Source organism: Streptomyces flaveolus (genome assembly GCF_014648815.1).
Lineage (GTDB): Bacteria > Actinomycetota > Actinomycetes > Streptomycetales > Streptomycetaceae > Streptomyces > Streptomyces flaveolus.
Window position 1 is genome coordinate 137872 of record NZ_BMRV01000008.1, and the last position, 25919, is coordinate 163790.

30 protein-coding genes, 1 tRNA gene and 1 pseudogene are annotated in these 25919 nt (G+C 72.5%); 15 read left to right on the forward strand and 17 right to left on the reverse strand.

Annotation, left to right across the window (positions count from 1 at the left end; translation table 11 throughout):
• Positions 1–35: 35 nt before the first annotated feature.
• From IEZ05_RS20095 to IEZ05_RS20115, 5 genes are all read right to left on the reverse strand, one after another.
• A complete protein-coding gene (locus tag IEZ05_RS20095; protein WP_189231554.1) occupies positions 36–449 on the reverse strand; it encodes a VOC family protein in 414 nt (137 codons plus the stop codon).
• Positions 450–544: 95 nt separating this feature from the next.
• Entirely contained in the window at positions 545–1447 is a 903-nt protein-coding gene (locus tag IEZ05_RS20100; RefSeq protein WP_189231555.1) for a sugar phosphate isomerase/epimerase family protein, read from the reverse strand.
• 1 nt (position 1448) lies between these two features.
• On the reverse strand, positions 1449–2375 hold the full coding sequence (locus IEZ05_RS20105; protein WP_189231556.1) for an ATP-binding cassette domain-containing protein: 927 nt from the start codon (positions 2373–2375) through the stop codon (positions 1449–1451).
• 7 nt (positions 2376–2382) lie between these two features.
• Positions 2383–3465: an ABC transporter permease gene (locus IEZ05_RS20110; protein WP_189231557.1), complete on the reverse strand. Its 1083-nt coding sequence runs from the start codon at positions 3463–3465 to the stop codon at positions 2383–2385.
• Positions 3465–4487 (reverse strand): sugar ABC transporter substrate-binding protein, encoded by a 1023-nt coding sequence (locus IEZ05_RS20115; RefSeq protein ID WP_189231558.1) that lies wholly within the window; start codon positions 4485–4487, stop codon positions 3465–3467. Before IEZ05_RS20115 ends, IEZ05_RS20110 begins: the two co-directional genes overlap by 1 nt.
• 228 nt (positions 4488–4715) lie before the next feature.
• Between IEZ05_RS20115 and iolC the strand changes: the two genes are divergently transcribed.
• From iolC to IEZ05_RS20140, 5 genes are read left to right on the forward strand one after another with little or no spacing between them, the layout of a single operon-like run.
• A complete protein-coding gene (gene iolC, locus IEZ05_RS20120; protein WP_189231559.1) occupies positions 4716–5678 on the forward strand; it encodes a 5-dehydro-2-deoxygluconokinase in 963 nt (320 codons plus the stop codon).
• A gap of 13 nt (positions 5679–5691) precedes the next feature.
• A complete protein-coding gene (locus IEZ05_RS20125) occupies positions 5692–6579 on the forward strand; it encodes a Cgl0159 family (beta/alpha)8-fold protein (RefSeq protein ID WP_189231560.1) in 888 nt (295 codons plus the stop codon).
• Between the two features lie 56 nt (positions 6580–6635).
• Positions 6636–7529 (forward strand): 5-deoxy-glucuronate isomerase, encoded by an 894-nt coding sequence (iolB, locus tag IEZ05_RS20130; RefSeq protein ID WP_189231561.1) that lies wholly within the window; start codon positions 6636–6638, stop codon positions 7527–7529.
• Positions 7526–9397: a 3D-(3,5/4)-trihydroxycyclohexane-1,2-dione acylhydrolase (decyclizing) gene (gene iolD, locus IEZ05_RS20135; protein WP_189231562.1), complete on the forward strand. Its 1872-nt coding sequence runs from the start codon at positions 7526–7528 to the stop codon at positions 9395–9397. The genes iolB and iolD overlap by 4 nt, the downstream gene beginning before the upstream one ends.
• Positions 9398–9429: 32 nt before the next feature.
• Entirely contained in the window at positions 9430–10215 is a 786-nt protein-coding gene (locus tag IEZ05_RS20140) for a GntR family transcriptional regulator (RefSeq protein ID WP_189231563.1), read from the forward strand.
• Between the two features lie 3 nt (positions 10216–10218).
• Here the strand turns inward: IEZ05_RS20140 and IEZ05_RS20145 are convergent, their stop codons facing one another.
• From IEZ05_RS20145 to IEZ05_RS20170, 6 genes are all read right to left on the reverse strand, one after another.
• Positions 10219–10896, reverse strand: coding sequence for an NUDIX domain-containing protein (locus tag IEZ05_RS20145; RefSeq protein WP_189231564.1), 678 nt, complete (start codon positions 10894–10896; stop codon positions 10219–10221).
• Between the two features lie 64 nt (positions 10897–10960).
• The gene (locus IEZ05_RS20150; protein ID WP_229869775.1) at positions 10961–11818 is read right to left on the reverse strand and encodes an alpha/beta hydrolase; all 858 of its coding nucleotides are present in this window, start codon (positions 11816–11818) and stop codon (positions 10961–10963) included.
• Positions 11819–11820: 2 nt separating this feature from the next.
• The gene (locus IEZ05_RS20155) at positions 11821–12819 is read right to left on the reverse strand and encodes an amidohydrolase family protein (RefSeq protein WP_189231566.1); all 999 of its coding nucleotides are present in this window, start codon (positions 12817–12819) and stop codon (positions 11821–11823) included.
• The gene (locus tag IEZ05_RS20160) at positions 12803–13036 is read right to left on the reverse strand and encodes a DUF1427 family protein (protein ID WP_229869776.1); all 234 of its coding nucleotides are present in this window, start codon (positions 13034–13036) and stop codon (positions 12803–12805) included. The genes IEZ05_RS20155 and IEZ05_RS20160 overlap by 17 nt, the downstream gene beginning before the upstream one ends.
• Positions 13033–13179 carry a DUF1427 family protein gene (locus tag IEZ05_RS20165; protein ID WP_189231567.1) on the reverse strand — a complete coding sequence of 49 codons (147 nt, stop codon included), beginning with the start codon at positions 13177–13179 and terminating at the stop codon, positions 13033–13035. The genes IEZ05_RS20160 and IEZ05_RS20165 overlap by 4 nt, the downstream gene beginning before the upstream one ends.
• A 7-nt stretch (positions 13180–13186) precedes the next feature.
• Entirely contained in the window at positions 13187–13741 is a 555-nt protein-coding gene (locus tag IEZ05_RS20170) for a quercetin 2,3-dioxygenase (RefSeq protein WP_189231568.1), read from the reverse strand.
• Between the two features lie 164 nt (positions 13742–13905).
• Here IEZ05_RS20170 and IEZ05_RS20175 point away from each other — a divergent pair, with 164 nt between their 5' ends.
• Positions 13906–14358, forward strand: coding sequence for a MarR family winged helix-turn-helix transcriptional regulator (locus IEZ05_RS20175; RefSeq protein ID WP_229869777.1), 453 nt, complete (start codon positions 13906–13908; stop codon positions 14356–14358).
• Positions 14359–14370: 12 nt separating this feature from the next.
• On the opposite strand, the gene IEZ05_RS20180 is transcribed toward IEZ05_RS20175, so the two are convergent.
• The gene (locus IEZ05_RS20180; RefSeq protein ID WP_189231569.1) at positions 14371–15159 is read right to left on the reverse strand and encodes an MBL fold metallo-hydrolase; all 789 of its coding nucleotides are present in this window, start codon (positions 15157–15159) and stop codon (positions 14371–14373) included.
• Positions 15160–15254: 95 nt separating this feature from the next.
• On the opposite strand from IEZ05_RS20180, the gene IEZ05_RS20185 reads away from it, so the two are divergent.
• The 3 genes from IEZ05_RS20185 (at position 15255) to IEZ05_RS20195 (ending at position 17269) form a co-directional block, all read left to right on the forward strand.
• Positions 15255–15863 (forward strand): CGNR zinc finger domain-containing protein, encoded by a 609-nt coding sequence (locus IEZ05_RS20185; protein ID WP_189231570.1) that lies wholly within the window; start codon positions 15255–15257, stop codon positions 15861–15863.
• A 100-nt stretch (positions 15864–15963) separates the two neighbouring features.
• The gene (locus tag IEZ05_RS20190) at positions 15964–16209 is read left to right on the forward strand and encodes a DUF5133 domain-containing protein (protein ID WP_189231571.1); all 246 of its coding nucleotides are present in this window, start codon (positions 15964–15966) and stop codon (positions 16207–16209) included.
• Positions 16210–16369: 160 nt separating this feature from the next.
• Positions 16370–17269 carry a Vgb family protein gene (locus IEZ05_RS20195; protein ID WP_189231572.1) on the forward strand — a complete coding sequence of 300 codons (900 nt, stop codon included), beginning with the start codon at positions 16370–16372 and terminating at the stop codon, positions 17267–17269.
• 137 nt (positions 17270–17406) lie between these two features.
• On the opposite strand, the pseudogene IEZ05_RS37090 reads toward IEZ05_RS20195, so the two are convergent.
• Positions 17407–18150, reverse strand: a pseudogene (locus IEZ05_RS37090) (CAP domain-containing protein); the annotation flags it as partial.
• Positions 18151–18318: 168 nt separating this feature from the next.
• Here IEZ05_RS37090 and IEZ05_RS20205 point away from each other — a divergent pair.
• Positions 18319–18846, forward strand: coding sequence for a DUF1062 domain-containing protein (locus IEZ05_RS20205; protein ID WP_189231573.1), 528 nt, complete (start codon positions 18319–18321; stop codon positions 18844–18846).
• Between the two features lie 90 nt (positions 18847–18936).
• On the opposite strand, the gene IEZ05_RS20210 is transcribed toward IEZ05_RS20205, so the two are convergent.
• The gene (locus IEZ05_RS20210) at positions 18937–19905 is read right to left on the reverse strand and encodes a GlxA family transcriptional regulator (RefSeq protein ID WP_189231574.1); all 969 of its coding nucleotides are present in this window, start codon (positions 19903–19905) and stop codon (positions 18937–18939) included.
• A gap of 135 nt (positions 19906–20040) precedes the next feature.
• Between IEZ05_RS20210 and IEZ05_RS20215 the strand changes: the two genes are divergently transcribed.
• Positions 20041–20679 carry an HD domain-containing protein gene (locus IEZ05_RS20215; RefSeq protein ID WP_189231575.1) on the forward strand — a complete coding sequence of 213 codons (639 nt, stop codon included), beginning with the start codon at positions 20041–20043 and terminating at the stop codon, positions 20677–20679.
• An 89-nt stretch (positions 20680–20768) separates the two neighbouring features.
• Positions 20769–21695, forward strand: a complete 927-nt coding sequence (locus IEZ05_RS20220) for an NADP-dependent oxidoreductase (RefSeq protein WP_189231576.1) — start codon at positions 20769–20771, stop codon at positions 21693–21695.
• 145 nt (positions 21696–21840) lie between these two features.
• Here the strand turns inward: IEZ05_RS20220 and IEZ05_RS20225 are convergent, their stop codons facing one another.
• Both IEZ05_RS20225 and IEZ05_RS20230 read right to left on the reverse strand, forming a co-directional pair.
• A complete protein-coding gene (locus tag IEZ05_RS20225; protein ID WP_189231577.1) occupies positions 21841–22188 on the reverse strand; it encodes a MerR family transcriptional regulator in 348 nt (115 codons plus the stop codon).
• Positions 22189–22727: 539 nt separating this feature from the next.
• Complete coding sequence (locus tag IEZ05_RS20230; RefSeq protein ID WP_189231578.1) at positions 22728–23453, reverse strand: dienelactone hydrolase family protein; 726 nt, start codon at positions 23451–23453, stop codon at positions 22728–22730.
• Positions 23454–23756: 303 nt separating this feature from the next.
• Between IEZ05_RS20230 and IEZ05_RS20235 the strand changes: the two genes are divergently transcribed.
• Positions 23757–24194: an ankyrin repeat domain-containing protein gene (locus IEZ05_RS20235; RefSeq protein ID WP_189231579.1), complete on the forward strand. Its 438-nt coding sequence runs from the start codon at positions 23757–23759 to the stop codon at positions 24192–24194.
• A 57-nt stretch (positions 24195–24251) separates the two neighbouring features.
• On the opposite strand, the gene IEZ05_RS20240 is transcribed toward IEZ05_RS20235, so the two are convergent.
• A tRNA-Pro gene (locus IEZ05_RS20240) sits at positions 24252–24325 on the reverse strand.
• A gap of 100 nt (positions 24326–24425) precedes the next feature.
• Between IEZ05_RS20240 and IEZ05_RS20245 the strand changes: the two genes are divergently transcribed.
• Both IEZ05_RS20245 and cobF read left to right on the forward strand, forming a co-directional pair.
• On the forward strand, positions 24426–24953 hold the full coding sequence (locus IEZ05_RS20245) for a DUF309 domain-containing protein (RefSeq protein ID WP_189231580.1): 528 nt from the start codon (positions 24426–24428) through the stop codon (positions 24951–24953).
• A 134-nt stretch (positions 24954–25087) separates the two neighbouring features.
• Positions 25088–25861: a precorrin-6A synthase (deacetylating) gene (gene cobF, locus IEZ05_RS20250; protein WP_189231581.1), complete on the forward strand. Its 774-nt coding sequence runs from the start codon at positions 25088–25090 to the stop codon at positions 25859–25861.
• The last annotated feature ends 58 nt before the right edge of the window (positions 25862–25919 follow it).

The following is a 25919-nucleotide window of genomic DNA, read 5'->3' on the forward strand; positions in this document are numbered from 1 at the left end:
CGCACCCGCCACCGGTCGGCCACGCCCGGTGGCGGTCAGCCCTGGCGCTCGGTGATGTTCACCATCCAGGGGATGCCGAACCGGTCCGTGCACATGCCGAAGACGTCGCCCCACATCTGCTTCTCCAGCGGCACCGCGACGGTGCCGCCCTCGGAGAGCTTCTCCCAGTAGCCGCGCAGCTCGGCCTCGTCGTCGCCGCTGAGGCTCACCGAGAAGGTGTTCCCGGGGCTGTACGCCATGCCGGGCGGCACGTCGGCGCCCATCAGGGTGAAGCCGCTCGGCGTCTCCAGCATGCCGTGCATGATCTTGTCGGCCTCCGGGGCGTCGGCGTCGCCGAACGCTCCGAAGGTGTTCAGCGCGAGGGTCCCGCCGAAGACCTGCTCGTAGAACTCCATCGCCTGGCGGGCGTCGCCGTCGAAGCTGAGATACGGATTGAGGCGCGAGGGCATGAGAACCTCCCGGAACGGGACGAACGGTCAGTGCCTTGCACGCTAGCGCGTGGCACGGACGACGGCTCGCCGAGCGGGAGGAGGGGGCCGGTCGGTCAGGCGCCGCAGGAGCGCAGGAACCGGCGGGTGCGGACCGCGATGGGCAGTGGCTTGTCCGGAGCGCAGGGGTACATGTCCTGCTCGACGATGGCGAACAGGTCCACGCCCAGCCGCTGGGCCGCCGTGAGCACCGGGCCCAGCTCGGGGACTCCGGACGGCGGTTCGCACATCACCCCTTGCTGGACGGCCGGCCCGAACGGCACGCCGTTCGCGCGCACGCCGGCGAGGATCTCGGGGTCGACCTGCTTGAGGTGGAGGTAGCCGATGCGCTCGCCGTAGGTCTCGATGAGTTTGACGCTGTCGCCGCCGCAGTAGGCGTAGTGGCCGGTGTCCAGGCAGAGGCCGACCAGGTCGGCGTCGGTGGAGTCGAGGAAGCGCTCGACGTGCTCCTCGGTGTCGATGTGGGTGTCGGCGTGCGGGTGGACGACGATGTCCAGGCCGTAGGTCTCCCTGACCTGGTGGCCGAGGCGTTCCATGCCCTCGGTCAGGTGCGTCCACTGCTCGCCGGTGAGCTCCGGCGGCTCGAGGATCTCGGCGGTCCTGTCGTCGCGCCAGAAGGACGGGATGACGACGAGGTGGGTCGCGTCCACGGCCCGGGCGAGGGCCGCGACACGGCCGACCTGCTCCCAGGTGGCGTCCCACTCGGAGGGGCCGCGGTGCAGGCCGCAGAAGATGGTGCCCGCGGAGACCCTGAGGCCGCGCCGGGTCACCTCGTCGGCGAGCCGGGCCGGGTCGGTGGGCAGGTAGCCGTAGGGGCCCAGCTCGATCCACTCGTAGCCGGCCTCGGCGACCTCGTCCAGGAAGCGTTCCCAGGGCACCTGCCGCGGGTCGTCGGGGAACCAGACGCCCCAGGAGTCGGGGGCCGAGCCGACGCGGATGCGGTCCAGGGCAGCGGGCATGTCAGGCCTTCCCTTCGGCGGTGTCGGACGCGGCGGCGCGGGACGCGGGAATCTCCGGCTCCTCCCCCGGGAGTGCCGCCGTGTCGACCCCGCCGACCTGCGCCAGTTCGTGCTTGAGCGCGGCGAGTTCGGCGCCGCCGGCCATGTGGTTCGTGAGTTGCTCGACGGTGATGCCGGCGCGGGCGGCGCTGAGTTCGAGGGTGCCCAGGCGCAGCACGCTGAAGTGGTCGCCGACCAGGTAGGCGTGGTGGGGGTTGTGGGTGATGAAGATGACGCCGAGGCCGCGTTCGCGGGCGGCGGCGATGTACTTGAGGACCACGCCGGACTGCTTGACGCCCAGGGCGGCGGTGGGCTCGTCGAGGATGAGGACGCGGGCGCCGAAGTAGACGGCGCGGGCGATGGCGACGCTCTGGCGCTGGCCGCCGGAGAGGGTGCCGATGGGCTGTTCCAGGTCGTCCAGGGCGATGCCCATGTTGCGCAGTTCCTCGTCCGCGGTCTTCTTCATGCGGACGATGTCGAGGCGGCGGACGGGCCAGGGGCCCTTGGTCATCTCGGAGCCCAGGAAGAAGTTCCGCCACACCGGCATCAGTGGCACGGTGGCGAGGTCCTGGTAGACGGTGGCGATGCCCCGGGCGAGGGCGTCGCGGGGGGTGGTGAAGCGCACCGGTTCGCCGTCCACGAGGAGGTCGCCCTCGGTGTGCTGGTGCAGCCCGGAGATGATTTTGATGAGGGTGGACTTGCCGGCGCCGTTGTCGCCGAGCACACAGGTCACCCGGCCGGGGTGGACGGTGAGGTCGACTCCGTGCAGGGCGCGGATGTTGCCGTAGGACTTGCCGGCGCCGCGCAGTTCGACGAGCGGCCGGCCGGCGTCCCCGGGGGCGGTGTCCGCCAGGACGGCGCCGTGGGTGCCGGTGGTCTTGCTGGTCATTTTCCGATCACCTCCGGGTCGCCGCGCGGCGGACCCACAGATTGATGAGGACGGCCCCGAGCAGCATCACGCCGAGGAACGCCTTGAACCAGTCGGGGTTCCATCCGGCGTAGACGATGCCCTGGTTCACCATGCCGAACATGAAGGCGCCGAAGACCGGGCCGATGGCCGAGCCGTAGCCGCCGGTGAGCAGGCAGCCGCCGATGACGGCCGCGGCGATGTAGATCAGCTCCTGGCCGACGCCCTCGCCGGACTGCACGGTGTTGAAGGAGAACAGCTGGTGCATGCCGACGAACCAGGCGCCGAAGCCGACCAGCATGAACAGCGTGATCTTGGTGAAGGTGACGGGGACGCCGACCGCGCGGGCGGAGTCCTTGTTGCCGCCGACCGCGAAGACCCAGTTGCCGTACTTGGTGCGCAGCAGCACCCAGGTGGCCAGCGCGGCGAAGACCAGCCACCACACCACGGTGATCTTCACCTGGACGCCGCCGACGTCGAAGGACGAGGCGAAGAGCGCCTCGGCCTGGCCGAAGCCGTCCATGTCGCTGATGTCGTCGGTGGCGACGTTGCCGGTGACCAGCTTGGTGACGGCGAGGTTGACGCCCTGGAGGATCAGGAAGGTGCCGAGGGTGACGAGGAAGCTGGGCAGTCCGGTTCTGACGAGCACCCAGCCGTTGAACGCGCCGACGCCCAGGGAGACCACGAGGGCGACGATCACGCCCATCCAGACGTTCATGGTCAGCTGATAGCTGAGCATGCTCGCGGTGAGCGCCGAGCCGACCACGGCGACACCGGCGGACAGGTCGAACTCGCCGCCGATCATCAGCAGGGCGACCGGCAGTGCCATGATGCCGATGGTGGACGACTGGTAGAGGACCGTCGCCATGGAGCTGCCGTCGCGGACCGAGGGCGCGGCGATCAGGAAGAAGACGTAGACGGCGACGGCGCCGAGGAGGACCCCGACCTCGGGCCGGGCGAGCAGCCGCAGCGCCAGGGGGCGCTGCCGGGTCCGCGGGCTGCCGGGTCCGGGGCCGGGGCCGGGGGCCGGCGGTGCGGTCACCGCCGGCTCGGCCTGTGGGGTCGTGCTCATCACCGGGTGCCCTTCGAGGCGAACTCGGCGACGGACGTGACGTTGGACTTGTCGACGAAGGCCGGGCCGGTCAGCACCGGCTGCTCACCGCCACCGCTGTAGTTGCCGTTGTTCTTGTAGAGCCACAGGCCGTCGACCGCCAAGTAGCCCTGGAGGTAGGGCTGCTGGTCGACGGCGAACTCGATGGTGCCCTTCTCGATGGCGCCGGTGAGTTCCTTGTTGAGGTCGAACGTGGCGACCTTCGCCTTGCCGCCGGTCTCCTCGGCCGACTGCGTCGCTGTCATGGCGAACGGGGCGCCGAGCGCGACGACGTGGTCGATGGCGCCGTCCTGCTTCAGCTTCGCGGTGATCGTCGACTTCACGGACGGCATGTCGGTGCCGTTGACGTAGAGGTTCTCGACCGAGCCCTCGAAGGTCTTCTTCACGCCGTCGCACCGCTGGGTCAGGCCGACGTTGCCCTGTTCGTGGATCACGCAGACGGCCTTCTTCGCGCCGACCTCGTTCAGCTTCTTGCCGAACGCCTCGCCGGCCACGCTCTCGTCCTGCCCGAAGAACTCCATCAGGCCGAGCTTCTTCCAGTCGGCGAGGCCGGAGTTGAGGCCGACGACGGGTATGCCGGCCTGCTCCGCCTTGGCGAGGACACCGCGCAGGGCGTCCGGCTTGGCGAGGGTGACCGCGATGCCGTCGACCTTCTGGTCGATCGCGTTCTGCACCAGGTTGGCCTGGTTGCCCGCGTTGGGGTCGGCGGAGTAGACGAGCTTGATGTTGTCCTTGGCGGCGGCGGCCTCGGCACCCTTGCGGACGATGTCCCAGAAGGTGTCGCCGGGCGCCTGATGGGTGACCAGGGCGACCGTCATGCGGGGGGTGTTCGCCTTGCCCGCGGAAGCACCGGGGTCCCCCTCTTCGTCGGCCTTCTTGCCCCCCGAGCTGCTGGAGCAGCCGGCGAGGGTCAGCGCCGCCGCCGCGGCGAGGGCCACGGCCGGGGCGAATCTGCGGGAGCGGGCGTGCGAAGAGCGGACCATCTTTCCTGCACCTCACTGTGCGACGGGGAGCCGTGTGTCGGACCGGAGAAGAACGGCTGTTGCGCTGGGACCGGATACAAGTCCTTGAGGGGCCCGCTGTCAATACTTTGTCAAGACATCATTTCACGAGCTAGTCCGAATGTCCGTACAAACTCTTGACAGGGTCGTCCCGCAGTCATACACCTGGGAGGCGGCAGGCCCCCCGCCCCAGCCCGAGGAGCGTCGCACATGGCCGAGACAGTCCGGCATTTCGATCTGATCACGATGGGCCGCATCGGAGTGGATCTCTATCCCCTCCAGACGGGTGTATCCCTCGCGGAGGTCGAGACCTTCGGCAAGTTCCTCGGCGGTTCGGCCGCGAACGTGGCGGTCGCCGCCGCCCGCCTGGGCCGTGCCACGGCCGTCATCACGCGCACGGGCGACGACCCGTTCGGCGGCTATCTGCACCGGGCTCTCAAGGAGTTCGGCGTCGACGACCGCTGGGTCACGCCGGTCGCCGCGTACCCGACGCCCGTCACCTTCTGCGAGATCTTCCCGCCGGACGACTTCCCGCTGTACTTCTACCGTCGGCCCAAGGCACCCGACCTGGAGATCCACCCGGAGGAACTGGACCTCGACGCGATCCGCGCGGCCCGCATCTTCTGGATCACCGGCACCGGACTGAGCGAGGAACCGAGCCGTACGGCCACCCTGGGCGCCCTCGCCCACCGCGCCAGGGCCGGGATCACGGTCTTCGACCTGGACTGGCGCCCGATGTTCTGGGGCGACCCCGACCGGGCCCGCCCCTACTACGCCGAGGCGCTGCGGCACGCGACCGTCGCCGTCGGCAACCTCGACGAGTGCGAGATCGCCACGGGCGTACGCGAGCCGCGGGCCTGCGCCGAGGCGCTGCTGGCCGCGGGCGTGGAGCTGGCCGTCGTCAAGCAGGGCCCCGAGGGCGTCCTCGCCGTGCACCGCGACGGCCGGACGGCCGAGGTGCCGCCGGTGCCGGTCGAGGTGGTCAACGGCCTCGGCGCGGGCGACGCGTTCGGCGGCTCCCTCTGCCACGGCCTGCTGTCCGGCTGGGACCTGGAGCGGACCATGCGGTACGCCAACGCGGCCGGCGCCCTCGTCGCCTCCCGTCTCGCCTGCTCCTCCGCGATGCCCACCGGGGCGGAGGTCGACGGCCTCCTCGCGCGAGCCACTCCCTGAACGGAGCGTTGACTTGTCCCTCAGCATCCCCGACCTCACGGCGGTCAGAGCCCGGCACCCGGAGGCCATCGCCGAGGCGGCGGCCCGCCGGGTACGCCGTCCGCTGATCGGCGACTCCGGGCGCCTGATGATCGTGGCCGCGGACCATCCGGCGCGTGGCGCGCTCGGCGTCGGCGACCGGCGGCTCGCCATGGCCAACCGGGCCGACCTGCTGGAACGCCTGTGCACCGCGCTGTCGCGGCCCGGTGTCGACGGGGTGCTCGCCACCGCCGACGTGCTGGAGGACCTGCTGTTGCTCGGGGCGCTGGAGAACAAGGTCGTCATGGGCTCGATGAACCGCGGCGGCCTCGCGGGCGCCGCATTCGAGATGGACGACCGCTTCACCGGGCACCGCGCCGAGGACATCGCCCGCCTGCGCTTCGACGCGGGCAAGCTGCTGCTGCGCATCGACTACGACGACCCCGGTTCGCTGTCCACCCTGGAGTCCGCGGCCCGCGCGGTCGACGCCATGGCGGCACGTGAACTCCCCGTGTTCGTCGAGCCCTTCGTCTCCCGCCGGCTGGAGGGGCGGGTCCGCAACGACCTGTCCGCCGAGGCCGTCACCCGTTCCGTCGCCATCGCCTCGGGCCTGGGCGGCACCTCGGCCTACACCTGGCTGAAACTGCCCGTCACCCACGACCCGGACGACATGGGCGAGGTCCTGGAGACCTCCACGCTGCCCGCGGTCCTGCTCGGCGGTGACATAGGCGGCTCCCCCGCGGACCAGGCCGCCGCCTACGAACGCTGGCGCAAGGCACTCAGGCTGCCCACCGTGCAGGGCATGGTCGTCGGCCGCTCGCTGCTCTACCCCGCGCAGGGCACGGTGGAACAGGCGGTGGACACCGCCGTCGGCCTGTTGTGACTCCGGGGAAGGTGACTCAAGGAGCCGTGACACAGGACAGCACAGGAGAGGACCCGATGACGTATCACCTTCCCGCGGGCAAGGCGGCAGGCGGCCCGTACGCCGTGGACGTGACGCCCGAGAAGGCCGGCTGGGGCTACTCCGGTCTGCGTGTGCTGCACCTGCCGCCCGGCGGCAGCCACACCTTCGACAGCGGCGACAGCGAGTGGATCGTCCTCCCCCTGGGCGGCGGCTGCACGGTGGCCGCCGCCGACGACTTCGGCCAGGACACCTTCGAGCTCACCGGCCGCGCCGGCGTGTTCGACGGCGTCACCGACTTCGCGTACGTACCGCGGGACGCCCGTACGACGGTGACGTCCGCCGGCGGCGGCCGGTTCGCCCTCACCGGCGCCCGCTGCACCCGCCGCCTGCCCGCCCGCTACGGCCCGGCGTCGTCGGTGCCGGTGGAGCTGCGGGGCACCGGGAACTGCTCGCGGCAGGTGAACAACTTCGCCGCAGCAAGCGTCTTCGAGTGCGACAGGCTGATCGCGGTCGAGTTGATCACGCCGGGCGGCAACTGGTCCTCTTTCCCGCCGCACAAGCACGACGAGCACCGCCCCGGCGAGGAGTCCGTGCTGGAGGAGATCTACTACTTCGAGTTCGCCGGCCACGACGGCACCCCCGGCCTCGGCTACCAGCGGGTCTCCCCGTCCGGGCGGGGACGGGGCACGGACGTGCTGGCCGAGGTCCGCGACGGGGACGTGGTCCTGATCCCCGACGGCTGGCACGGACCGTCGATGGCCGTGCCGGGCCACCACATGTACTACCTCAACGTCATGGCGGGCCCGGAGGCCGAGCGCGCCTGGCTGATCCGCGACCACCCCGACCACGCCTGGATCCGCGACACCTGGTCCGGCCGGCCGGTCGACCCCCGGCTCCCCCTCTACACCGCACCGGAGAGGTCCGCATGAGCACCGTCACGCGCCGACTGACCACCGCCCAGGCACTGGTGCGCTTCCTGGCCGCCCAGTACACCGAACGCGACGGCGCCCGGCACCGCCTGATCGCCGGCACCTGGGGCATCTTCGGCCACGGCAACGTGGCCGGCCTCGGGCAGGCGCTCGTCGAGTACGCCGATGTCATGCCGTACCACCAGGGCCGCAACGAACAGGCCATGGTGCACGCGGCCGTCGGCCATGCCCGCCAGCTCAACCGGCTGTCCGCGCAGGCGGTGACGACGTCCATCGGCCCGGGCGCCACGAACCTGGTCACCGGCGCCGCCCTCGCCACCGTCAGCCGTCTGCCGGTCCTGCTGCTCCCCGGCGACTACTTCGCCTCGCACGCGGCCGACCCGCTGCTCCAGCAGCTGGAGCACCCGGCCGAGGGCGACGTGTCCGTCAACGACACCCTGCGCCCGGTGTCCCGGTACTTCGACCGCGTCACCCGCCCGGACGCCCTGATCTCCTCCGCGCTCCGGGCGATGCGGGTGCTGAGCGACCCGGCCGAGACCGGCGCGGTCACCCTCGCCCTGCCCCAGGACGTGCAGGCGCAGGCGTACGACTGGCCGGAGGAGTTCTTCGCCGACCGCGTCTGGCGCGTACGGCGTTCCGCCCCCGACCCGGCGGAACTGGCCGAGGCGGTCCGGGCGGTCCGCGCCGCCGAGCGCCCGCTGATCGTCGCGGGCGGCGGCGTCCACCACAGCGAGGCCGAGGAGGCGCTGAAGGCGTTCGTGGACGCCACCGGCATCCCGGTCGCCTCCACCCAGGCCGGCAAGGGCTCCCTGCGCCACGACCACCCGGCCGACCTCGGCGGCATCGGCCACACCGGCACCGCCGTCAGCGACGACCTGGCCCGCACCGCGGACCTGGTGATCGGCATCGGCACCCGCTACTCGGACTTCACCACGGCCTCCGGCACCCTCTTCCAGCACCCGGCCGTCCGCTTCCTGAACCTCAACGTCACCGCCTTCGACGCCCACAAGCTCGCCGCCCGCACCCTGGTCTGCGACGCGCGCACCGGCCTCACCCTGCTGACGGACGCCCTCACGGGACACCGGGTGGCACCGTCGTACGAGGCGGAGTACCGCGCGGGCAAGGAGCGCTGGGAGCGCGTGGTGGCGGCCGCCCTGACGGCGGACGACGACAACGCCGTCCCCACGCAGACCCGTGTGCTGGGCGCGCTGGACGCGGTGGTGGGCGACGAGGACGTGGTGATCAACGCGGCCGGTTCGCTCCCCGGCGACCTGCACAAGCTCTGGCGGGCCCGCTCCCCGCGCCAGTACCACCTGGAGTACGGCTACTCGTGCATGGGCTACGAGATCCCGGCCGCGCTCGGCGTGCAGCAGGCGGCGCCTGGGACGCCCGTGTGGGCGCTGGTCGGCGACGGCACCTATCTGATGAACCCGACGGAGATCGTCACGGCCGTGCAGGAGAACCTGCCGGTCAAGCTGGTCGTCGTGCAGAACCACGGCTACGCCTCCATCGGCGGCCTGTCCGAGTCGGTCGGCGCCGAGCGTTTCGGCACCGCCTACCGCCACCGCGCCGCCGACGGCACCTTCACCGGCGCCCCGCTGCCCGTCGATCTCGCCGCCAACGCGGCCAGCCTCGGCATGGAGGTGCTGCGCGCCAAGACGGTGCGCGAGCTGCGGGAGGCGCTGACGGCGGCCCGGGAGGCGACCCGCCCGACCTGCGTCTACGTCGAGACGGACCCGGCGGCGACCGCTCCCGGCGCCGAGGCATGGTGGGACGTGCCGGTGGCCGAGGTCTCCGCCCGCCCGGCCGCCGCCGACGCCCGCGCACAGTACGAGCGTGCCCTCGCCGACCGCCGCCACCACCTCTGACGCCCCGTCACTCACGCAAGGGAGGTACGTCCATGGCGAAGACCGGCGACCCCGTCGGTGCCGTGACCGCCCCCGCGTCCGGCTCGCTGGACTTCGCCCTGGACCGGAGCAGTCCGGTGCCGCTGTACCACCAGCTGGCCCAGCAGCTGGAGGCGGCGATCGAGCGCGGCGTCCTCACTCCGGGGAGCCTGCTGGGCAACGAGGCCGACCTCTCGGTCCGCCTCGGTCTGTCCCGGCCCACCGTCCGCCAGGCCATCCGTTCCCTGGTCGACAAGGGGCTGGTGGTACGGCGGCGCGGGGTCGGCACGCAGGTGGTGCACAGCCGCGTCAGACGCCCCCTGAAGCTGAGCAGCCTGTACGACGACCTGGCGGCGGCCGGGCAGGACCCGGCCACGCGGGTGATCCGCAAGGAGTCCGTCCCGGCCGGCGCCGACGTGGCCGCCGCCCTGGGCGTCGCGGAGGGCGCCGGGGTCACCGTCCTGGAGCGGCTGCGTCTCACCCACGGACGGCCGGTGGCCGTGCTGTGCAACTACCTGCCGGGGGGCCTCCTGGACCTCGACACGGGCCGCCTCGCGTCGACCGGCCTGTACCGGATGATGCGCGCGGCCGGCATCACCCTGCACAGCGCCCGCCAGACCGTCGGCGCCCGCTCGGCCACCGGCGAGGAGGCCGCCCGCCTGGACGAGAGGGAGGGCGCCGCCCTGCTGACCATGCGGCGCACGGCGTACGACGACACCGGACGGCCGGTCGAGTACGGGACGCACCTCTACCGGGCGTCCCTGTACTCGTTCGACTTCCAGCTGCTGGTCGGGCCGTGAGACTCACGCGCGTCCGCGGGGCTGGGCGAAGGGGCCCTCCAGGGCAGCCCACTGGAGCAGCATGATGGTCTTGGCGTCGGCGATCTCGCCGGTGCGGATCATCTCCAGGGCACGGGGGAAGGGCAGTTCGATGGTCTCGATGTCCTCGCCCTCCTCGTGCAGGCCGCCGCCGGCGTGGGTGCGGGTGGCGGGGCCGTAGGCGGCGGCGTAGAAGCTGACGCGTTCGGTGACCGAGCCGGGGCTCATGTACACGTCGAAGACGTGCCGGACCTCGCCGACGGTGTGCCCGGTCTCCTCGACGACCTCGCGCCGCACGGCGACCTCGGGGTGCTCGTCCTCGTCGTCGAGCACCCCGCCGGGGGTTTCGATCAGCATGCCGTCGGGGTGTCCGTTGACGTACACCGGCAGGCGGAACTGGCGGGTGAGCAGGACCGTTCCGCGTTCGGTGTCGTGGAGCAGCACGGTGGCGCCGTTGCCGCGGTCGTGCGTCTCGCGCTCCTGGGTGCTCCAGGTGCCGTCGGCGCGCCGGAGGTCGAAGGTGGTGGTGCGTTCGACGTACCAGTGACTGGAGAGGAGCCGGACGTCCCGGATCCTGACGTCCGGGTTGCCGGTCAGGTCCTGACCGGCCCGGTCGAGTCCGGTGCGGCCCCGGCGGTCCGGGGTGTCGATGCCGGCGGTCATCGGGCGCCCTCCGGCGCTGTCGGGCGGGACGATGCGGGGTGGGGCAAGGTGGTCATGCCCGCTTCTACCACCCCGTCCGGCTCCGCACGAAGTCGAGCACGGAGGCGAAGCAGTGTTCCACGTCGGCCTCGGCCGCCCCGATCCAGAGATGATCGGCCCCGGCGACGGTCCGGAGATCGGCCTCCGCGCCGGCCGCCTCCAGCGCCGACGCCAGGGCCTCCGCCTGGGTGACGGGGATGACCGTGTCCCCGTCACCGTGCAGGATCAGGAAGGGCGGGGCGCCCGGCGTGACCCGGGCGACCGGGCTGGCCTCGCGGGCCCGGTCCGGGGCGTCGGCGGCGGGGGCGCCGAGCAGCGCCGCCTCGGGGGTGCCCGGCGGCGCGGCGGTGAGGTCGGTGGCGCCGTACCAGACGACGCAGCCGCGCGGGGCCGGGTCGGCGGTGAGGGCGAGGAGCGCGGCGAGGTGGCCGCCCGCGGACTCGCCCCAGGCGACTGTCCGCTCGGCGTCGACGCCGAGGTCGGCGGCGCGGGTGCGCAGCCATGCCAGGGCCGCGCCGAGGTCGTCCAGCGGGGCGGGGAACACGGCCTCGCCGCTGAGCCGGTAGTCGGGGCAGACGACGGCGAACCCGGCCCGGGCGAGGCGGGCGAAGGGTCCGGGCCGCCAGGTGCGGAAGCGCGGGCCCAGGTCGTCACGCAGCCCGGTGCGCCAGGCCCCGCCGTGCACGAAGACGACGACGGGCAGCGGCCCGTCGGGGGCCTCCTCGGGGAGCCACACGTCGAGTTCCAGGGGCCGGCTGCCGTCGCGCACGGCGTAGGGGACCGCGCGCAGCAGCCGTACGCCGTCGGCGGGGTGTGCGGCGGGCGGAAGGGGCAGGACCGTGGGGTCGGGCGGGGCCAGGAAGGGGGCGAGTCGGGGGTGCACGGTCACTCCTCGGGTGTCCGGGTCGGCAGGCCGGCCAGGCGAGGCAGCAGCCGGTGGGCGTTGGCCGTCGTCAGGGACCGCCAGTCGGCGGCGCCCGCCGGCACCGGCGCGGCGTCGACGGCCGCGATGTGGGCGTCCACGCCGTGCGCCGGCGTCCAGCAGTAGTCGCTGCCGTACAGCAGCCGGTCCGGCTCGACCAGGGAGAGGAGCGCGGGGACCTGGCGCGGGAAGGCGGGGCCGGCCATGTCGTAGTGCAGGCTGCCCAGTTGCTCCACGGCGTCGGGGGTGTCGCCCGCCCCGGCCGGCAGGAAGAGTTTCATGAACCCGTTGATGCGGTCGGCGAGGACGGGCAGCGCGCCGCCGCAGTGCGGGACGATCACCCGGAGGCCCGGGTGGCGTTCCAGGGTGCCGGCCATGAGCAGGTCGGTGACGGTGCGGGCGGTGTCGAAGATGAACTCGACCATGGGACGCGGCCGTCCGAGGGCCGAATGCTCCCAGCACACGGGGGAGGTCGGGTGCAGGAAGACGACCGCGCGGCGGCGTCCGAGTTCGGCGAAGAGGGGTTCCAGCCGGGCGTCGCCCAGGTACACGCCGTGGGTGTTGGTCTCCAGTACGACCCCGTCGGCGCCGAGTTCGTCGAAGGCGTACGCCATCTCGGTCAGGGCACCGTCCAGGTCGGGCAGCGGGAGGGAGGCGAAGAAGCCGAAGCGGCCCGGGTGTTCGGCGGTGACCCGGGCGGCCTCCTCGTTCATCTCGCGGGCCAGGCGGCGGGCGGCCGCGTCGTCGCCGAAGTGCACCCCCGGGGACGACACGGACAGGATCGCGGTGCGGATGCCGACCCGGTCCATCAGTTCCAGGTGCGCCTCGGCGGACCAGCCGGGCCAGGCGGGCACACCGTCGGGCAGCTCGTGACCGGCGGCCCGTGCCTGCCGGACGTAGGAGTCGGTGACGAAGTGCGCGTGGACGTCGACGAAGCCTGTTCCCTCATCCGGTGCGGTCATGGGCTTCTCCCTTCGGGGTGTGGTGTCTCGATGCGCCGATCCGGCCGCGGCCCCAGGTGACGGCCCGCTCACCGAGGACGATGCCGAGCAGTCCGGTCAGGCCGATCAGGGGCGGGGCGGGCGAGGTGATGCCGAGGGCCCAGTAGACGGCGCCCATCAGGAGCCCGGCCCCGAGGCTGACGGCGGGGCCGCGCAGGGGCACGAGCGGGGACTTCACAGCGCCCCCAGCAGGGCCTGGCCGGCGAGCATGCCGAGCAGGCCGAACAGGGCGGCCGGCGGAGGCGCCGGCGACCTCACCTTCAGGGCCGCGTACAGCGCGCCCACGAGAGCGCCGGCGAGCAGCGCCCGTACGTACGCCATGGTGGTCTCAGCTGCCCGTGCGCCACTGGTGGTCGGGCAGGAAGGTCACGTCGTACTGCTGCGGCACGGTGCCGAACTTGTGCGGCTCGGGCACGAACGGCCGCTGCGGCAGGCCGAGTTCGTCCGTGTCGGTGCCGAGACTCTCGAAGAACCGCTCGAAGGTGCCGCCGGGGCCGGCGGCGACGCCGACGATCTGGCTGTGGTGGCGCTCGATGCGGTAGGCGTGCGGACAGTTCTTCGGCACGAAGCCGAAGTCGCCGGCGGTGAGCACCTTCTCCTCCTGCTCACCCTGGAGGTCCTCCACGAACAGCCGGACGGCGCCCTGCGTGACGAAGAAGACCTCGTAGGTGTCGGGGTGCGAGTGGGCCGGGATGATGTCGCCCTTGGGGCCCTCGCAGGTGAAGAAGTTGAAGGTGTTCTCGGTCTGCGGCCCGCCCGCGTAGATGGTGATCAGGTCGCCGAAGAGGTGGGCGCGGTCGCCCATGCCCTTCTCGATGAAGTAGGGCTTGCCCGGTTCGGCGGGGATCAGGGAGTGGGAGCGCCTGGCGAATTCGATGGTCATGGAAGCCTCCGGCTGCACACTGTCAGGTCACCTGACGATTGTGTGCGTCAGGCTACCTGACGATCGATACGGACAACACCCCTCGGGGACGGCGGGAGCGGACGCCGGGAGCACCGCCCCGTCCGCCCGCCCGTATGCTCGTGGCCCGAGGAGCCCGAGGAGTCATGACACAAGCGAAGGAAACCGCACAGAACATGCCCCTGCTGCTGGCAGGCGCCAAGCGCTGGTTCGACGACGCGCTGATGGCGAGCATGCGGGCGGCCGGCGAGCAGCCGCTGAGCAGCGCCCAGGGGCAGGTCTTCGCCCTCCTGGATCCGGACGGCACCACGGTCGCCGATCTGGCCCGCCGCCTCGGCGTCACCCGGCAGACCACCCACCAGGCCGTGCACGGCCTGCTCGCCCTCGGCCTGCTGGAGCAGGTACCGGACCCCTCCTCGGCACGCAATCGCCTCATCCGCATCACCGCGGAGGGCGTCCGCGTCCACCGGCGCGCCCAGGCGACGCTCGCCGTCATCGAGGACGCGCTGGCCGAGCGCATCGGCGCGGAGGCCGCGACGGCCCTGCGCACCGCGCTGACCCTGCCGCGCGGCGAGCCGCCGGTGGTCGGGGCACCGTAGGACCGTTCGGCCTCAGGCGCGCTGCGTCCAGTCACGGTCCAGCCGGTCGGCCAGGCCGGCGGCGGCGAAGGCGGCCTCGATGTCGTCGCGGCCCTCCGTGAAGTGGGCCCAGCTGTCGTGGTGGACCGGGACGACGCGGCGGGCGTCGAGGATCCGGGTGGCCTCGGCGGCCTGCGCGCTGTCCAGGACGATCAGGCTGCCGTCGAAGAGCATGGGGAAACGAGGTGCGCCGGCGAAGAGGACGGCGGTGTCCACCGGGGCGAAGCGCTCGGCGATCTCCGTCACCGCGTCGAGGGACGCGTTGTCGCCGCTGACGTAGACGGTGGGCAGGCCCCGGCCGGTCAGGACGAAGCCGACGACCTGGCCGGAGAAGGGCTCGACCGATTCTCGCGGGCCGGGCCCGTGGACGGCGGGAACGGCGGTGACGGTGACCGTGCCGCCGTCCGGACGCTCCAGCTCCACGGACTCCCAGTCGGCCAGACCCCTGGCCTTCTCCCCCAGGCGCTCGCCGCCGCCGGGGGTGGTCAGGGTGAGCGGGACGTCGGCGAGCAGGGCACGGCCGGCGATGTCGAGGTTGTCGGCGTGCTCGTCGTGGGAGAGCAGCACCACGTCGAGGGGCCCCAGGTCGGCGGGGGCGACGCTGGAGGGGGCCGTCTTGGTCAGGGTCGGTCCGGCCGTGGGGTAGTCACCGGGGCCGTCGAAGGTCGGGTCGGTCAGGAAGCGCAGGCCGCCGTACTCGAACAGGGCGGTCGGGCCGCCGAACGTGCGGACCGGGAACTGCTCGGTGTCGAGGTGGGACATGAGTCTCCCTTGTTTCTCACGAAAAATATCTGCGTTTAACGTGACCTCAACCTAGGCGTGCATCACGGAAAAACGCAAGCGCTAACATGAGAGTCATGGACGACGCCCCGGCCACCGACCTCACCCGGACCGCTCTGCCCCCGGCCCCCGGGGCCGACCGCTACCGCTCCCTGGACTTCGCCGACACCGTCGTGACGCTGCCCTCCGGTCAGGGTTACGACCTGCTCGCGGCCCCGGAGTCCGCCATGCGCTGGCTCGCCGCGCACGACCTGACCACTCCGGACGTGCGGTTGTACGAGGTCTGCGCACAGCGGATGCGCACGCTGCGCACCCACGTGCGGAGCCTGTTCGCCGCCCGCGTCGACGGCACTCCACCGCCCGAGGAATCCCTGCGCGCGGCGAACGAGGCGCTGACGGCCGTGCCCACGGCTCCCCTGCTCGCCTGGGACGGGGACCGGGGACCGCGGCGTGTCCAGGCACACCCCACCGACGAGGCCGTCAAGCACGCACTGGCGACCCTCGCCGCCGACGCCGCGGACCTGCTGACCGGCCCCGACGCCGGCCTCCTCGCCGCCTGCGGCGCCGACCCCTGCGACCGGTTCCTCCTGCGCACGCACGGCCGGCGCCACTGGTGCTCCACGCGCTGCGGCGACCGCGTCCGCGCCGCCCGCGCCTACGCCCGGCGAAGCGGCGCCTCACCCTGACGCATACCGCGAGGCGGCGGGGGCATACGGGCTCCCGGAATCCCCAGTGACGGTTGTCGCGGGACCGCTCAACCGGCCCGCCTGTGAAAGAGGTTGTACTTTGCTGCTGCCCGCTGAGAAGGACCTGCGCGCGGTGCTGGCCCGTTTCGCCGAGGCCCGCTTCCGTCACGACCTGGAGCCCACGGGCCGTTCGAGCCGAGAGCTGGAGGACACCTCGTACACGCTGTGCGTGATGACGGGCACCCAATCGGTGGACGAGGCCCTCAGCGTCGCCGACACCCTCCTGGAGCAACTGCGGGCAGGCCGCGAGCGGGCCGTCAGGACTGAGCAGGACTTGGCTGCCTGACCGGCACAAGGCGGCCCGGCCGACTCAGCGGCAGTACGCGGCTGTCGCCGTGCTGCGGATCTCCCCCGCCGCGCGGCCGGAATATCCAGGAGCATGCGGGGCCGCCGCCGGACTAGCATGCGCAGTCGCGCTTCGTCCGTCCGCCCTGCGAGGAACCCCCATGCCGGATCGTCCGACCGTCTCCCTCACGGAGTACTCCGTTTCCGACCGCGAGGCCGGACCCTATGGAATCGCGGCCGGACCGGACGGCGCGTTGTGGTTCACCCTGGTCCATCACGGACGGATCGGCCGGCTCACGCCCGACGGCGACACCACCTCCTACCAGCTCGAGTCCACTGCCGGCGGGCCGTCGATCATCACGGCGGGCCCCGATGACGCCCTGTGGTTCACCGAGTTCCGGAGTCATCGCATCGGCCGCATCACCACGGCCGGAGACGTCTCCTCCTTCCCGCTGCCGACTTCGGATGCCGGGCCGTTCGGGATCGCGCCGGGCCCTGATGACGCCCTGTGGTTCACCGAAGCCGGCGCCGACCGCATCGGCCGTATCACGACCGGCGGTCACGTCACCGAGTTCCCCCTCCCGGTCGCGAAGGCCTTCCCCTCGGCCATCACCGCCGGCCCGGACGACCGGCTCTGGTTCACCATGAACCAGGCGAACGCGATCGGTGCCATCGGCAGCGACGGCGCCGTGACCGTCCATCCGTTGCCGACACCCGCCGCCGCCCCGGTCGGCATCACGGCCGGCGCCGACGGCGCCCTGTGGTTCGTCGAGATCGGAGCCGGCCGGATCGGACGGATCACTCCCGACGGGAAGATCACGGAATTCCCCCTGCCCGACCCCGCGTCACGCCCGCACGCCATCGCCGCCGGCGCCGACGGGAACTGCTGGTTCACCGAATGGGGAGCCAACCGCATCGGACGGATCACCCCCGACGGCCGTATCGACGAACACGATCTCCCCAGCCCTTCCTCGGAACCCCATGGCATCGTCCAAGGACCGGACGGCGCGATCTGGGCCGCTCTCGAGATCGGGACGATCGCACGCCTCGCGGTCGGCTGAACGCCGTCGCCGGTCGCCCGGCGGCGGCGCATCCCGTGCCCGAGCGGTCCCCCGGCCGGTGCCTCAGTTCCCGCCGACCGGCTGCCCCACGTTCTGAAGCGACCGATCACGTTCCCCGCCGGAGCGTAGCTGCACACGATGTACGTCTGGTACGACTCCTCGCCCTCCGGCTTCCCCGCGGCCCGGCCGCAGCCGAGCCGGTCGGTCGACTTCCACACGACCTGCGTGAAGGAACCGGTGTCGGGGGAGTAGCCGGGCCGGTCCCAGTCGTAGCCCCCGGTCCAGCGCGCCTCGTACCAGAGCCGCGCGGCTTCCTCGCACGAGGCCGGCCCGTCCTCATGGGTGGCGAACCAGAAGCGGTTCTCTCCCCAGCCCGCCGCCCCCGGCGACGGCGCGAGCCCGTCCTGGGTCGAAGCGGCCCGGGCGCGGCGTACGGCGTGCGCGACGGCCTCGTCGTCCAGGCGCAGCGGTGGGGCGCCGTGGCGGGCGCGGTACTGGTTGTGGGCCGCAAGGCAGTCCTGGTTGAACGCCTCGTCCGTGGCATCGGGCAGGGGCGGACGCCCGTCCTCCGCGTGTACGGGCTGCACCGTGACCATGGCGGTCAACGCCGCCGCGGCGACCGTCAGAACACCGGATGAGAGCCGACCCATGGGTCCTCCTCGTACGCTGCGCGTTTCCGATGGCCGTCCGGCCACCGGGCAGCCTTCATGGAAAGGCCCCGCGCACCGCGACACGCCGTCGCACCACACGCCGCCACCCGTTCGCGGCAACTCCGCCGCTCCAAAGCGTGAACGACGCGACGGCGGCGGGCCTGCCCATGCCGTCCGGATGCGGAACCGGGGGCGCTCGAAAAGCAGTGGATCGGCTCCGCCGTGCGCCATTACCGTGCTGCCGAGCCACCGTCGCCCAGCCGAGGACGTTCCGTTGTACACCGTGTGAGACCTCCCGAGCGCTGATCCGTCGCGCGTCGCATCCGTGCGACGCGCTCCTTTCTGCTGCGGTCTTCTCACTGGAACCGGTGTACTTCTGTGCTCACCCACTGGGTTGTCATGCCCACCTGCCTGCCGCTCGTCCTCCGGCGCTGCCACGTGTGCGCGTCCGAGCGCTTCCGGGCGGACGGAAAGTTCCGCGTCAACACCCACCACAAGCTCCTCGACGCCTGGCTGCTCGTGCTCTGCACCTCGTGCGGCGAGACGGCGAAGCTCACGGTCCTGGAGCGGATGAACGTGCGCTCCATACGGCCCGACCTGCTGGACCGGCTGCATGCCAACGACTCCGGCCTGGCGGCCCAGTTGCTCCAGGACCCCGTCGTGCGGCGCCGCAATCGCATCGCCCTCGACTGGGAGAACGCCTGGCGCCTCGACACCGGCGGAACGGAACGTCCGGACCGCGAGGTGATCGACGTGTCGGTCCGCTTCGCGGCGCGGATCCCGGTCCGGCCGGTGCGCGTGATCGCTGAAGGGTGCGGTCTTTCGCGAGCCGAGGTCGGGCGACTGATCACGGAGGGCCAAGTCGTGTCGGCGGTCCGGCTGAGCGGCAGGCTGTCCGGCGACTTCACCTTCACGCTCAAGCGCTGAGCCCTCCTCGGGACCGGGGGCCTGTCCGGCACGGTCCGCCGGGCAGGCCCCCGGGCCTCTCGCCGTGACGGGGCCGGGACGGGCGCACCCCTACTCGGGGCGCCGGGCGGTGGTGAACCGGCGCTGGTAGGCGGCAGGGCTGATGGACAGCTCCCGCGCGAAGACCCGACGCAGGCTCTCGTAGCTCGGGAAGCCGGCCATGGCAGCCGCCTGCGTCGCGGTGTACCCGTGGTCGAGCAGCGACTTCGCGATGTCGAACCGGATCGACTCCACGTACCGGGCCGGCGTGCTGCCCAGTTCCTGCCGGAACAGCCTGGTGAGGTGACGGGTGCTGACATTGAGGCGGGTGGCCAGTTCGGCGAGGGAGTGGTCGCCGGCGGGGTCCGCCGTGACCAGGTCGACGACCTTGCGCAGGGCGGGTGAGCGGGGCGGCGGCCCCTGCAAGGGCGCGGAGAACTGTGACTGACCGCCCGCCCGTTGCAGATAGACCACCAGGGAGCGGGCCACCTCCCGGCTGATGTCCGGTCCCTGGTCCTCCTCGACGAGAGCCAGCGCGAGGTCGATGCCCGCGGTGACGCCGGCGGAGGTGTACACCGTGCCGTCGCGCACGTAGATGGCGTCGGGTTCGACGCGGGTCCTCGGGTGCCGGGCGGCGAGCCTGTCCGCGATCTTCCAGTGGGTGGTCGCCCGTTTGCCGTCCAGCAGCCCGGCCGCGCCGAGGACGAAGGCACCCGAGCACACGGAGGCGACCCGGCCGGAACGGGCTGCCAGCTCCCTGGCGGCTGCCACCAGGTCGCGCGTGACCGGGGTTCTGGGGTAGACGTCTCCGCCCGGCATCAGGAACGTGCCGGGGTCCGGTTGCGTGGCGGCGCTGCCGTCGACGGCGATCCGCATGCCGATCGAGGAGGTGACGTCGGCGCCGGTCGTCGACACCAGGGCGATCCGGTAGTCGGCGCCGAGCAGGTTCGCTTCGCCGAACACTTCGGCGGGGCCGGCGACGTCGAGCAGTTTGACGCCGTCGTAGACGAGGATCGTCACCCGATGCGTATCGGATCTCACGGGCCCATCCTGGGATGACTGGATTCGAGTGGTTCATGGCCGGACCGAGGCGGCGCCGAAGGCCGCACGGCCCACATGGTGGAGAACGGACGCACGGTCCATTCGTAGTACATCGCACCGGAAAGCACGGACACCATGACCGACATCATCGCAGGGACGGAAATCCCTGGGACTCCGGCCGTCGCGGAGGCCACGGAATTCCTTCGGGAGAGAACGAACCCCCTGATCTTCCACCACTCCCGGCGGGTATTCCTCTTCGGTTCCCTCCACGCGCGTCAGCTCGGCCTCCGGCCCGATCCCGAGTTGCTCTACATTTCGGCGATGTTCCATGACGTGGGCCTTCTGATCCCGTTCTCGGACACCCGGCAGCGTTTCGAGCTGGACGGCGCCGACCACGCGCGGGAGTTCCTGCTCGACCGCGGGTTCTCCCGCAGCGCCGCCGAGGTGGTCTGGACGGCGATCGCCCTGCACACGACGCCGGGGCTGCCCGGCCGGATGGGCCCCGAGTCCGCTGCCACGAACTACGGCGTGCTGACCGACGCGATCGGCTGGGGGCTGGACGAGCTGGAAGGCGACCAGGTGGACGAAATCGTCACCGCTCATCCGCGTGGTGATTTCAAGAAGGAGTTCTTGCAGGCATTCGTCGATGGCCTCAAGGACCGCCCGGACACCACGTACGGAACCATGAATGCGGACGTCCTGGAGCACTTCCTTCCCGATTTCCGCCGTACGTCCATGGTCGAGCGCGTCATCAATGCGCCCTGGCCGCGGTGAGCCGGCAGCCATGACGTCGACGGTTCCACCGATCGACCAAGAGTTTCGGCGCCCTGCGTCTCTCATCCGACACCGACAAAGGAGTACTCGTGCAAGCCATCACCGTCCGGGACCGCGAGGCCGGGGTCACGGGGCTGACCCTGGAAGACCTTCCCCATCCCCATGCCGCTGAGAACGACGTCATCGTGCGGGTGCACGCCGCGGGCTTCACTCGAGGGGAGCTCGACTGGCCCGCGTCCTGGACCGACCGCGCCGGCCGCGACCGCACCCCGAGCGTGCCCGGCCACGAGGTCTCGGGGGTGGTGGAGGAGCTCGGCTACGGGACGACCGGCCTCACCGTCGGCCAGCGGGTCTTCGGGCTGACCGACTGGACCCGCGACGGCTCGCTCGCCGAGTACGTCGCCGTGGAGGCCCGCAACCTCGCGCCGCTCCCCGCCGGCGTCGACCACACGGTGGCAGCCGCCCTGCCGATCTCCGGACTGACGGCGTGGCAGGGCCTGTTCGACCACGCACGTCTCGTCACCGGCCAGACCGTGCTGATCCACGGCGCCGCGGGCGGTGTCGGTTCGATCGCCGTCCAACTCGCCCGCGAGGCGGGTGCCCACGTGGTCGGCACGGGCCGCGCCGCCGACCGGGACACCGTGCTCGGCCTGGGCGCGCACGCATTCCGCGACCTGGAGAACGACCGGTGGGAGAAGGCCGGGCAGGTCGACGTCGTGTTCGACGTGATCGGCGGTGACATCCTCGACCGCTCGGCGTCGCTCGTGCGGGCCGGTGGCACGCTCGTCACCATCGCCCACCCGCCCACGGTACGACCGGACGACGGGCGGGCCGTCTTCTTCGTGGTGGAACCGGACCGCGCACGCCTCGCCGACCTCGCCCGGCGGCTGCGGGACGGACGACTTCAGGTGCGGGTCGGCGCGGTCCGGCCGCTCGCGGAGGCAGCCACCGCACTCGCCGGGCGACAGCGCGTCCCCGGCCGCACCATCATCCGGATCACCGAGGACGGAGGGTGACGGGGGCCGGACCGGTCCGGTGAGGGAACCGTCGGCGGGCCCGGCCGGGCTCGGTGGCTGTGCGGCTGGGCTGCGGGGCGACGAGGGCGACCGGCCTGCCCTCTTGGCCCCGCAGCTCAGCGGCCCGTCCTGCGGGAGTCACGCGTCAGACCGAGCTTTTCGGCTTCGCGCCGGCGCCCTGGGCCGCGCGGAGCTCTTCGTTGATGCGTTGGGCTTCTTCGAGCTGGTCCTCGAGGATGATGATCCGGCAGGCGGCTTCGACGGCGGTGCCGGCGTCGACCAGTTCGCGCGCGCGGGCGGCGATGCGCAGCTGGTAGCGGGAGTAGCGGCGGTGGCCGCCCTCGGAGCGCAGTGGGGTGATCAGGCGGTGTTCCCCCAGCGCGCGGAGGAAGGCGGGGGTGGTGCCGAGCATCTCGGCGGCCCGGCCCATGGTGTAGGCGGGGTAATCGTCGTCGTCGAGGTTGTCGACGGGGCGGGAACTGCCAGGGGGCATAGACCTCTTCTTCCGGGTGACGCGTCGGGGGGCCCGGGCGCCGACCGGCGCCCGGGCCCCGAGCTTTCCACACCATCTACCGGCTGACTGCGCCGGCCTTCTGTATCCGCAGGTTCCGCCTGGGAGGGCGGGCTTGCGGGGATCGCGGCTGCGTGACCGGGGACCACCTTCCAATCCGGGGTCTGCGGTACCCGGGCGGCTCCACCCACCCGGGCGATCCTGATGGCGTTCGGCTCCTTACCTCTTTCGATCGATCTTTCCGTACTGCTGTGCGGCCGGGTGAGGCCGCTCGGCTTGACCTTCTTGCACGGCACTTCGTCTCTGCCGTGCCCTTCGACTTCTGGCTACACCCAGAACAGTAGCTTCCGACCCAGGCAATGTCTACACCCGCCAATACAGATTTGCTCCATCCAGGGACGCCCGGTTTCCGCCTGTCATGTCCGGAACCCGTGACCGAGCGCGTCAGGCGGCCCTGAGCGCCCGATCGGCCCGGGCGGCCGCCGCCCCACCCTGGCCAGGTGGCTGTGACCACCGCAGGATCACTCCGTCACGGGCACGCATTCGGTGAGCAGGTCCACGATGTCGCGCCAGGCTCGCTGCGCGTGCCGCGGGTGGTGGCCGACGCCCGGGAGCACAGGCTGGTCGACGGGCGGGTGGTGGAAGGCGTGCAGGGCGCCGCCGTAGACCACGAGGCGCCAGTCGACGCCCGCGGCCTGCATCTCGGCGGTGAACGCGTCGCGTTGCGCGACCGGCATGATCGGGTCCTCCGACCCGACCCCGGCCCACACCGGGCAGCGAATGCGGGCCGCCTCGCCCGGCCGGCCCGTGATCAGTCCGTTGACCGTCCCGATCGCCCGCAGGCCGACGCCGTCGCGCCCGAGTTCCAGCCCGATGGCGCCCCCGGTGCCGTAGCCGACGGCGGCGATCCGGTCGGGGTCGGTCCGCGGCTCGGCCCGCACCACGTCGAGCGCCGCGTGGCCGATGTCCCGCATCCGATCGGGGTCGGCGAGCAGCGGCAGGCAACGGGCCAGCATGTCCTCGGGGTCGGTCAGATGGCGCCCGCCGTGGATGTCGAAGGCCAGCGCAACGTATCCCAGTTCGGCGAGGGCGTCGGCCCGGCGGCGCTCGACGTCGCTGAGCCCCGGGCCCTCCGGTCCCAGCAGCACCGCGGGCCGGCGGCCGGTGCCGGCCGGCAGCGCGAGGTGCCCGATCATCGTCAGGCCGTCGGCGGGGTACTCGACCGTGCGCGTCATCACTGTCGTCATGCGACGGGACGGTAGTGCCCGTGGAGCCGGCCGGGTCGTTTGTTCTGCCACCGGCAGAGCAGCGCGGGTCGGCCCTGGCGGCCACCTGGCGACACATTTCCGAGTTGCGGAAATCCGCCGGGCCGTCGGGCCGGGCCGTCCTGATCGAGACGGGAGCCGCTCTCGGCCCGGGTCACCCGCGCGTGACGGGCCCGGTGCGTTCGACCGCCGCCCTCCTGCTCGGCCTGGGCCGACACACACCTTGCTCCGCGTGCCCGGACGCCCCCGGCGGCGCCGTGCGGGTGCCCGCTAGGCTCGACGGTCGTGAACCGACGGCGGCGAAAGAAACTGTCCGGGCGTCTCGTCGACGCCGCACTGGTGGGCGACCTCACTCAGGTGCGCGCCCTGCTGCGCGCGGGCGCGCCGGCCGAGACGGCCGACTCCGCGGGCACCACGCCGCTGTACCAGGCGGCGGTGAACGGAGACGCCGGCATCGTCCGCCTACTGCTGGCGGCCGGGGCCTCGCCCGACACGGAGAGCGGTACCGGCTCGGAGGGCACACCCCTGTGCGGGGCGGCGTGCTGGGGCCACATCGAGGCCGTGCGCGCGCTCCTGGAGCACGGCGCCGACCCGAACCTGCGGGAGGACCACGGCACGGGCCGGCCCCCGCTCGACTGGGCTGTGAAGGGCCCGCATCCCGAGACGGCGGAGCTGCTCGTCGCCGCCGGCGCCCGGCCGGGACCGGCGTCCCCCCGGCAATGACCGAAGGCCGGTCTCGGATCTCTCCGAAACCGGCCTTCGGCCTACGACTCTCACGAGTCGGGACGACAGGATTTGAACCTGCGACCCCTTGACCCCCAGTCAAGTGCGCTACCAAGCTGCGCCACGTCCCGATGTGCTCACACGCGGTGCACCGCGCGATCACGCGGACAGCACTTTACCCCACACCCCGGGCTACGCCTAAGCGGGGGCGGGCGAGGGACAATCGGCCCCATGGACAGCCCTGCCGACAGCACAGCCTCGGACCGCCCGGTGGACCCGCGGGACCGCGACGACGAGGGGCGCGCCCGCAACGCCCGACCGCGGGACGGGCTGGGGCGCCCGCTGCCGTACGGCGCGGACGGCGTCCCCCGCCAGCCCGAGGGCGTCGTACGGGCCCCCGACGAGACGGTCGCCGAGGCGCAGCGGCTGCTGGACGAGGGGAAGCCCTTCCACGCGCACGAGGTCTTCGAGGACGCCTGGAAGTCGGGCCCCGACGAGGAGCGGGAGCTGTGGCGGGGCCTGGCCCAGCTGGCCGTCGGGCTCACGCACGCGGCCCGCGGCAATGTCACCGGCGGGGCCAGGCTGCTGCTGCGCGGGGCCGGGGCCGTGACGGAGTGGGCGGCGTCGGAACACGGTCGGGGGCGCCCGTACGGGATGGAGCTGGACGCGGTCGCCGCCTGGGCCCGGAGGCTGGCGCGGGACGTGGAGGAGGGCGTGCCGGTGGACGCGGGGGCCCGGGCGCCGCGGCTGCGGGGCTGAAGCCCTGTTCGCGGGGACGGCGAGCGGGCTGCCGCCGGGCCGGCCCGCGCCGCGCACGCCGGGTCCCCGAGCCGCCCTGGGGACGAGGGCAGCCCGGCCGGGGCGTCGTCAGCGGCGTACGGCAGACTCGGGGCGTGCGGAAGATTCATGTGATCGGTATCGGCGCCGGCGACCCCGACCAGCTCACCCTCCAGGCGGTCCGGGCGCTGCGGAGCACGGACGTGTTCTTCGTCCTGGACAAGGGCGAGGCCAAGGCGGACCTGGTGCGACTGCGCCGGGACATGCTGGAGACGCACGTACCGCAGGGCACGTACCGGGTCGTCGAGGCGCGTGACCCGGAGCGGGACCGCACCGCGGGCGGCACGGCGTACTCCCCCGCCGTCGGGGACTGGCGCAGCGCCCGCGCCGGCATCTACGAGCGGCTGATCGCCGAGGAGCTGGGCGAGGACGAGAGCGGCGCGTTCCTTGTGTGGGGCGATCCGGCGCTGTACGACAGCACGCTGGGCATCCTGGAGGAGATCCTGGACCGGGGCACGGTGGCGTTCGAGTACGACGTCGTGCCCGGCATCAGCAGTGTCTCCTCGCTCGTCGCCCGGCACCGGACCGGGCTGAACCGGGTCGCGCGCCCGGTTCAGATCACGACCGGCCGGCGCCTCGCCGAGGGCTTCCCGGAGGGCGTGGACGACGTGGTGGTGATGCTGGACGCCCAGCAGACCTTCCGGCGGTACGCGGACCAGGACATCGACATCTACTGGGGCGCCTACCTGGGCACCCCGGACGAGATCCTCGCCGCCGGCCCGATCGCCGAGGCCGCGCCCCGCATCGAGCGGCTGCGCGCCGAGGCCCGGGAGCGCAAGGGCTGGATCATGGACACGTACCTGCTGCGGCGCAACCCGAAGGACCGCTAGGACCTGCCGCCCGGCGGTACCCGGGCGGACCGGCCCCGCATGCGTGGCCGGTGCACGG

Bases quoted from the DNA above. Each gene is read 5' to 3' on its own strand.
- IEZ05_RS20185 (WP_189231570.1), top strand. From the start codon at position 15,255: ATGGACGACGCCCCGGCCACCGACCTCACCCGGACCGCTCTGCCCCCG.
- iolC (WP_189231559.1), top strand. From the start codon at position 4,716: ATGGCCGAGACAGTCCGGCATTTCGATCTGATCACGATGGGCCGCATC.
- IEZ05_RS20100 (WP_189231555.1), bottom strand. From the start codon at position 1,447: ATGCCCGCTGCCCTGGACCGCATCCGCGTCGGCTCGGCCCCCGACTCC.
- IEZ05_RS20095 (WP_189231554.1), bottom strand. From the start codon at position 449: ATGCCCTCGCGCCTCAATCCGTATCTCAGCTTCGACGGCGACGCCCGC.
- IEZ05_RS20165 (WP_189231567.1), bottom strand. From the start codon at position 13,179: ATGGCGTACGTACGGGCGCTGCTCGCCGGCGCTCTCGTGGGCGCGCTG.
- IEZ05_RS20170 (WP_189231568.1), bottom strand. From the start codon at position 13,741: ATGACCATCGAATTCGCCAGGCGCTCCCACTCCCTGATCCCCGCCGAA.
- IEZ05_RS20145 (WP_189231564.1), bottom strand. From the start codon at position 10,896: ATGACCGCCGGCATCGACACCCCGGACCGCCGGGGCCGCACCGGACTC.
- IEZ05_RS20205 (WP_189231573.1), top strand. From the start codon at position 18,319: ATGCCCACCTGCCTGCCGCTCGTCCTCCGGCGCTGCCACGTGTGCGCG.
- iolB (WP_189231561.1), top strand. From the start codon at position 6,636: ATGACGTATCACCTTCCCGCGGGCAAGGCGGCAGGCGGCCCGTACGCC.
- IEZ05_RS20140 (WP_189231563.1), top strand. From the start codon at position 9,430: ATGGCGAAGACCGGCGACCCCGTCGGTGCCGTGACCGCCCCCGCGTCC.
- IEZ05_RS20215 (WP_189231575.1), top strand. From the start codon at position 20,041: ATGACCGACATCATCGCAGGGACGGAAATCCCTGGGACTCCGGCCGTC.
- IEZ05_RS20155 (WP_189231566.1), bottom strand. From the start codon at position 12,819: ATGACCGCACCGGATGAGGGAACAGGCTTCGTCGACGTCCACGCGCAC.
- IEZ05_RS20195 (WP_189231572.1), top strand. From the start codon at position 16,370: ATGCCGGATCGTCCGACCGTCTCCCTCACGGAGTACTCCGTTTCCGAC.
- IEZ05_RS20175 (WP_229869777.1), top strand. From the start codon at position 13,906: ATGACACAAGCGAAGGAAACCGCACAGAACATGCCCCTGCTGCTGGCA.
- IEZ05_RS20105 (WP_189231556.1), bottom strand. From the start codon at position 2,375: ATGACCAGCAAGACCACCGGCACCCACGGCGCCGTCCTGGCGGACACC.
- iolD (WP_189231562.1), top strand. From the start codon at position 7,526: ATGAGCACCGTCACGCGCCGACTGACCACCGCCCAGGCACTGGTGCGC.
- IEZ05_RS20115 (WP_189231558.1), bottom strand. From the start codon at position 4,487: ATGGTCCGCTCTTCGCACGCCCGCTCCCGCAGATTCGCCCCGGCCGTG.
- IEZ05_RS20225 (WP_189231577.1), bottom strand. From the start codon at position 22,188: ATGCCCCCTGGCAGTTCCCGCCCCGTCGACAACCTCGACGACGACGAT.
- IEZ05_RS20245 (WP_189231580.1), top strand. From the start codon at position 24,426: ATGGACAGCCCTGCCGACAGCACAGCCTCGGACCGCCCGGTGGACCCG.
- IEZ05_RS20230 (WP_189231578.1), bottom strand. From the start codon at position 23,453: ATGACGACAGTGATGACGCGCACGGTCGAGTACCCCGCCGACGGCCTG.
- IEZ05_RS20180 (WP_189231569.1), bottom strand. From the start codon at position 15,159: ATGTCCCACCTCGACACCGAGCAGTTCCCGGTCCGCACGTTCGGCGGC.
- IEZ05_RS20110 (WP_189231557.1), bottom strand. From the start codon at position 3,465: ATGAGCACGACCCCACAGGCCGAGCCGGCGGTGACCGCACCGCCGGCC.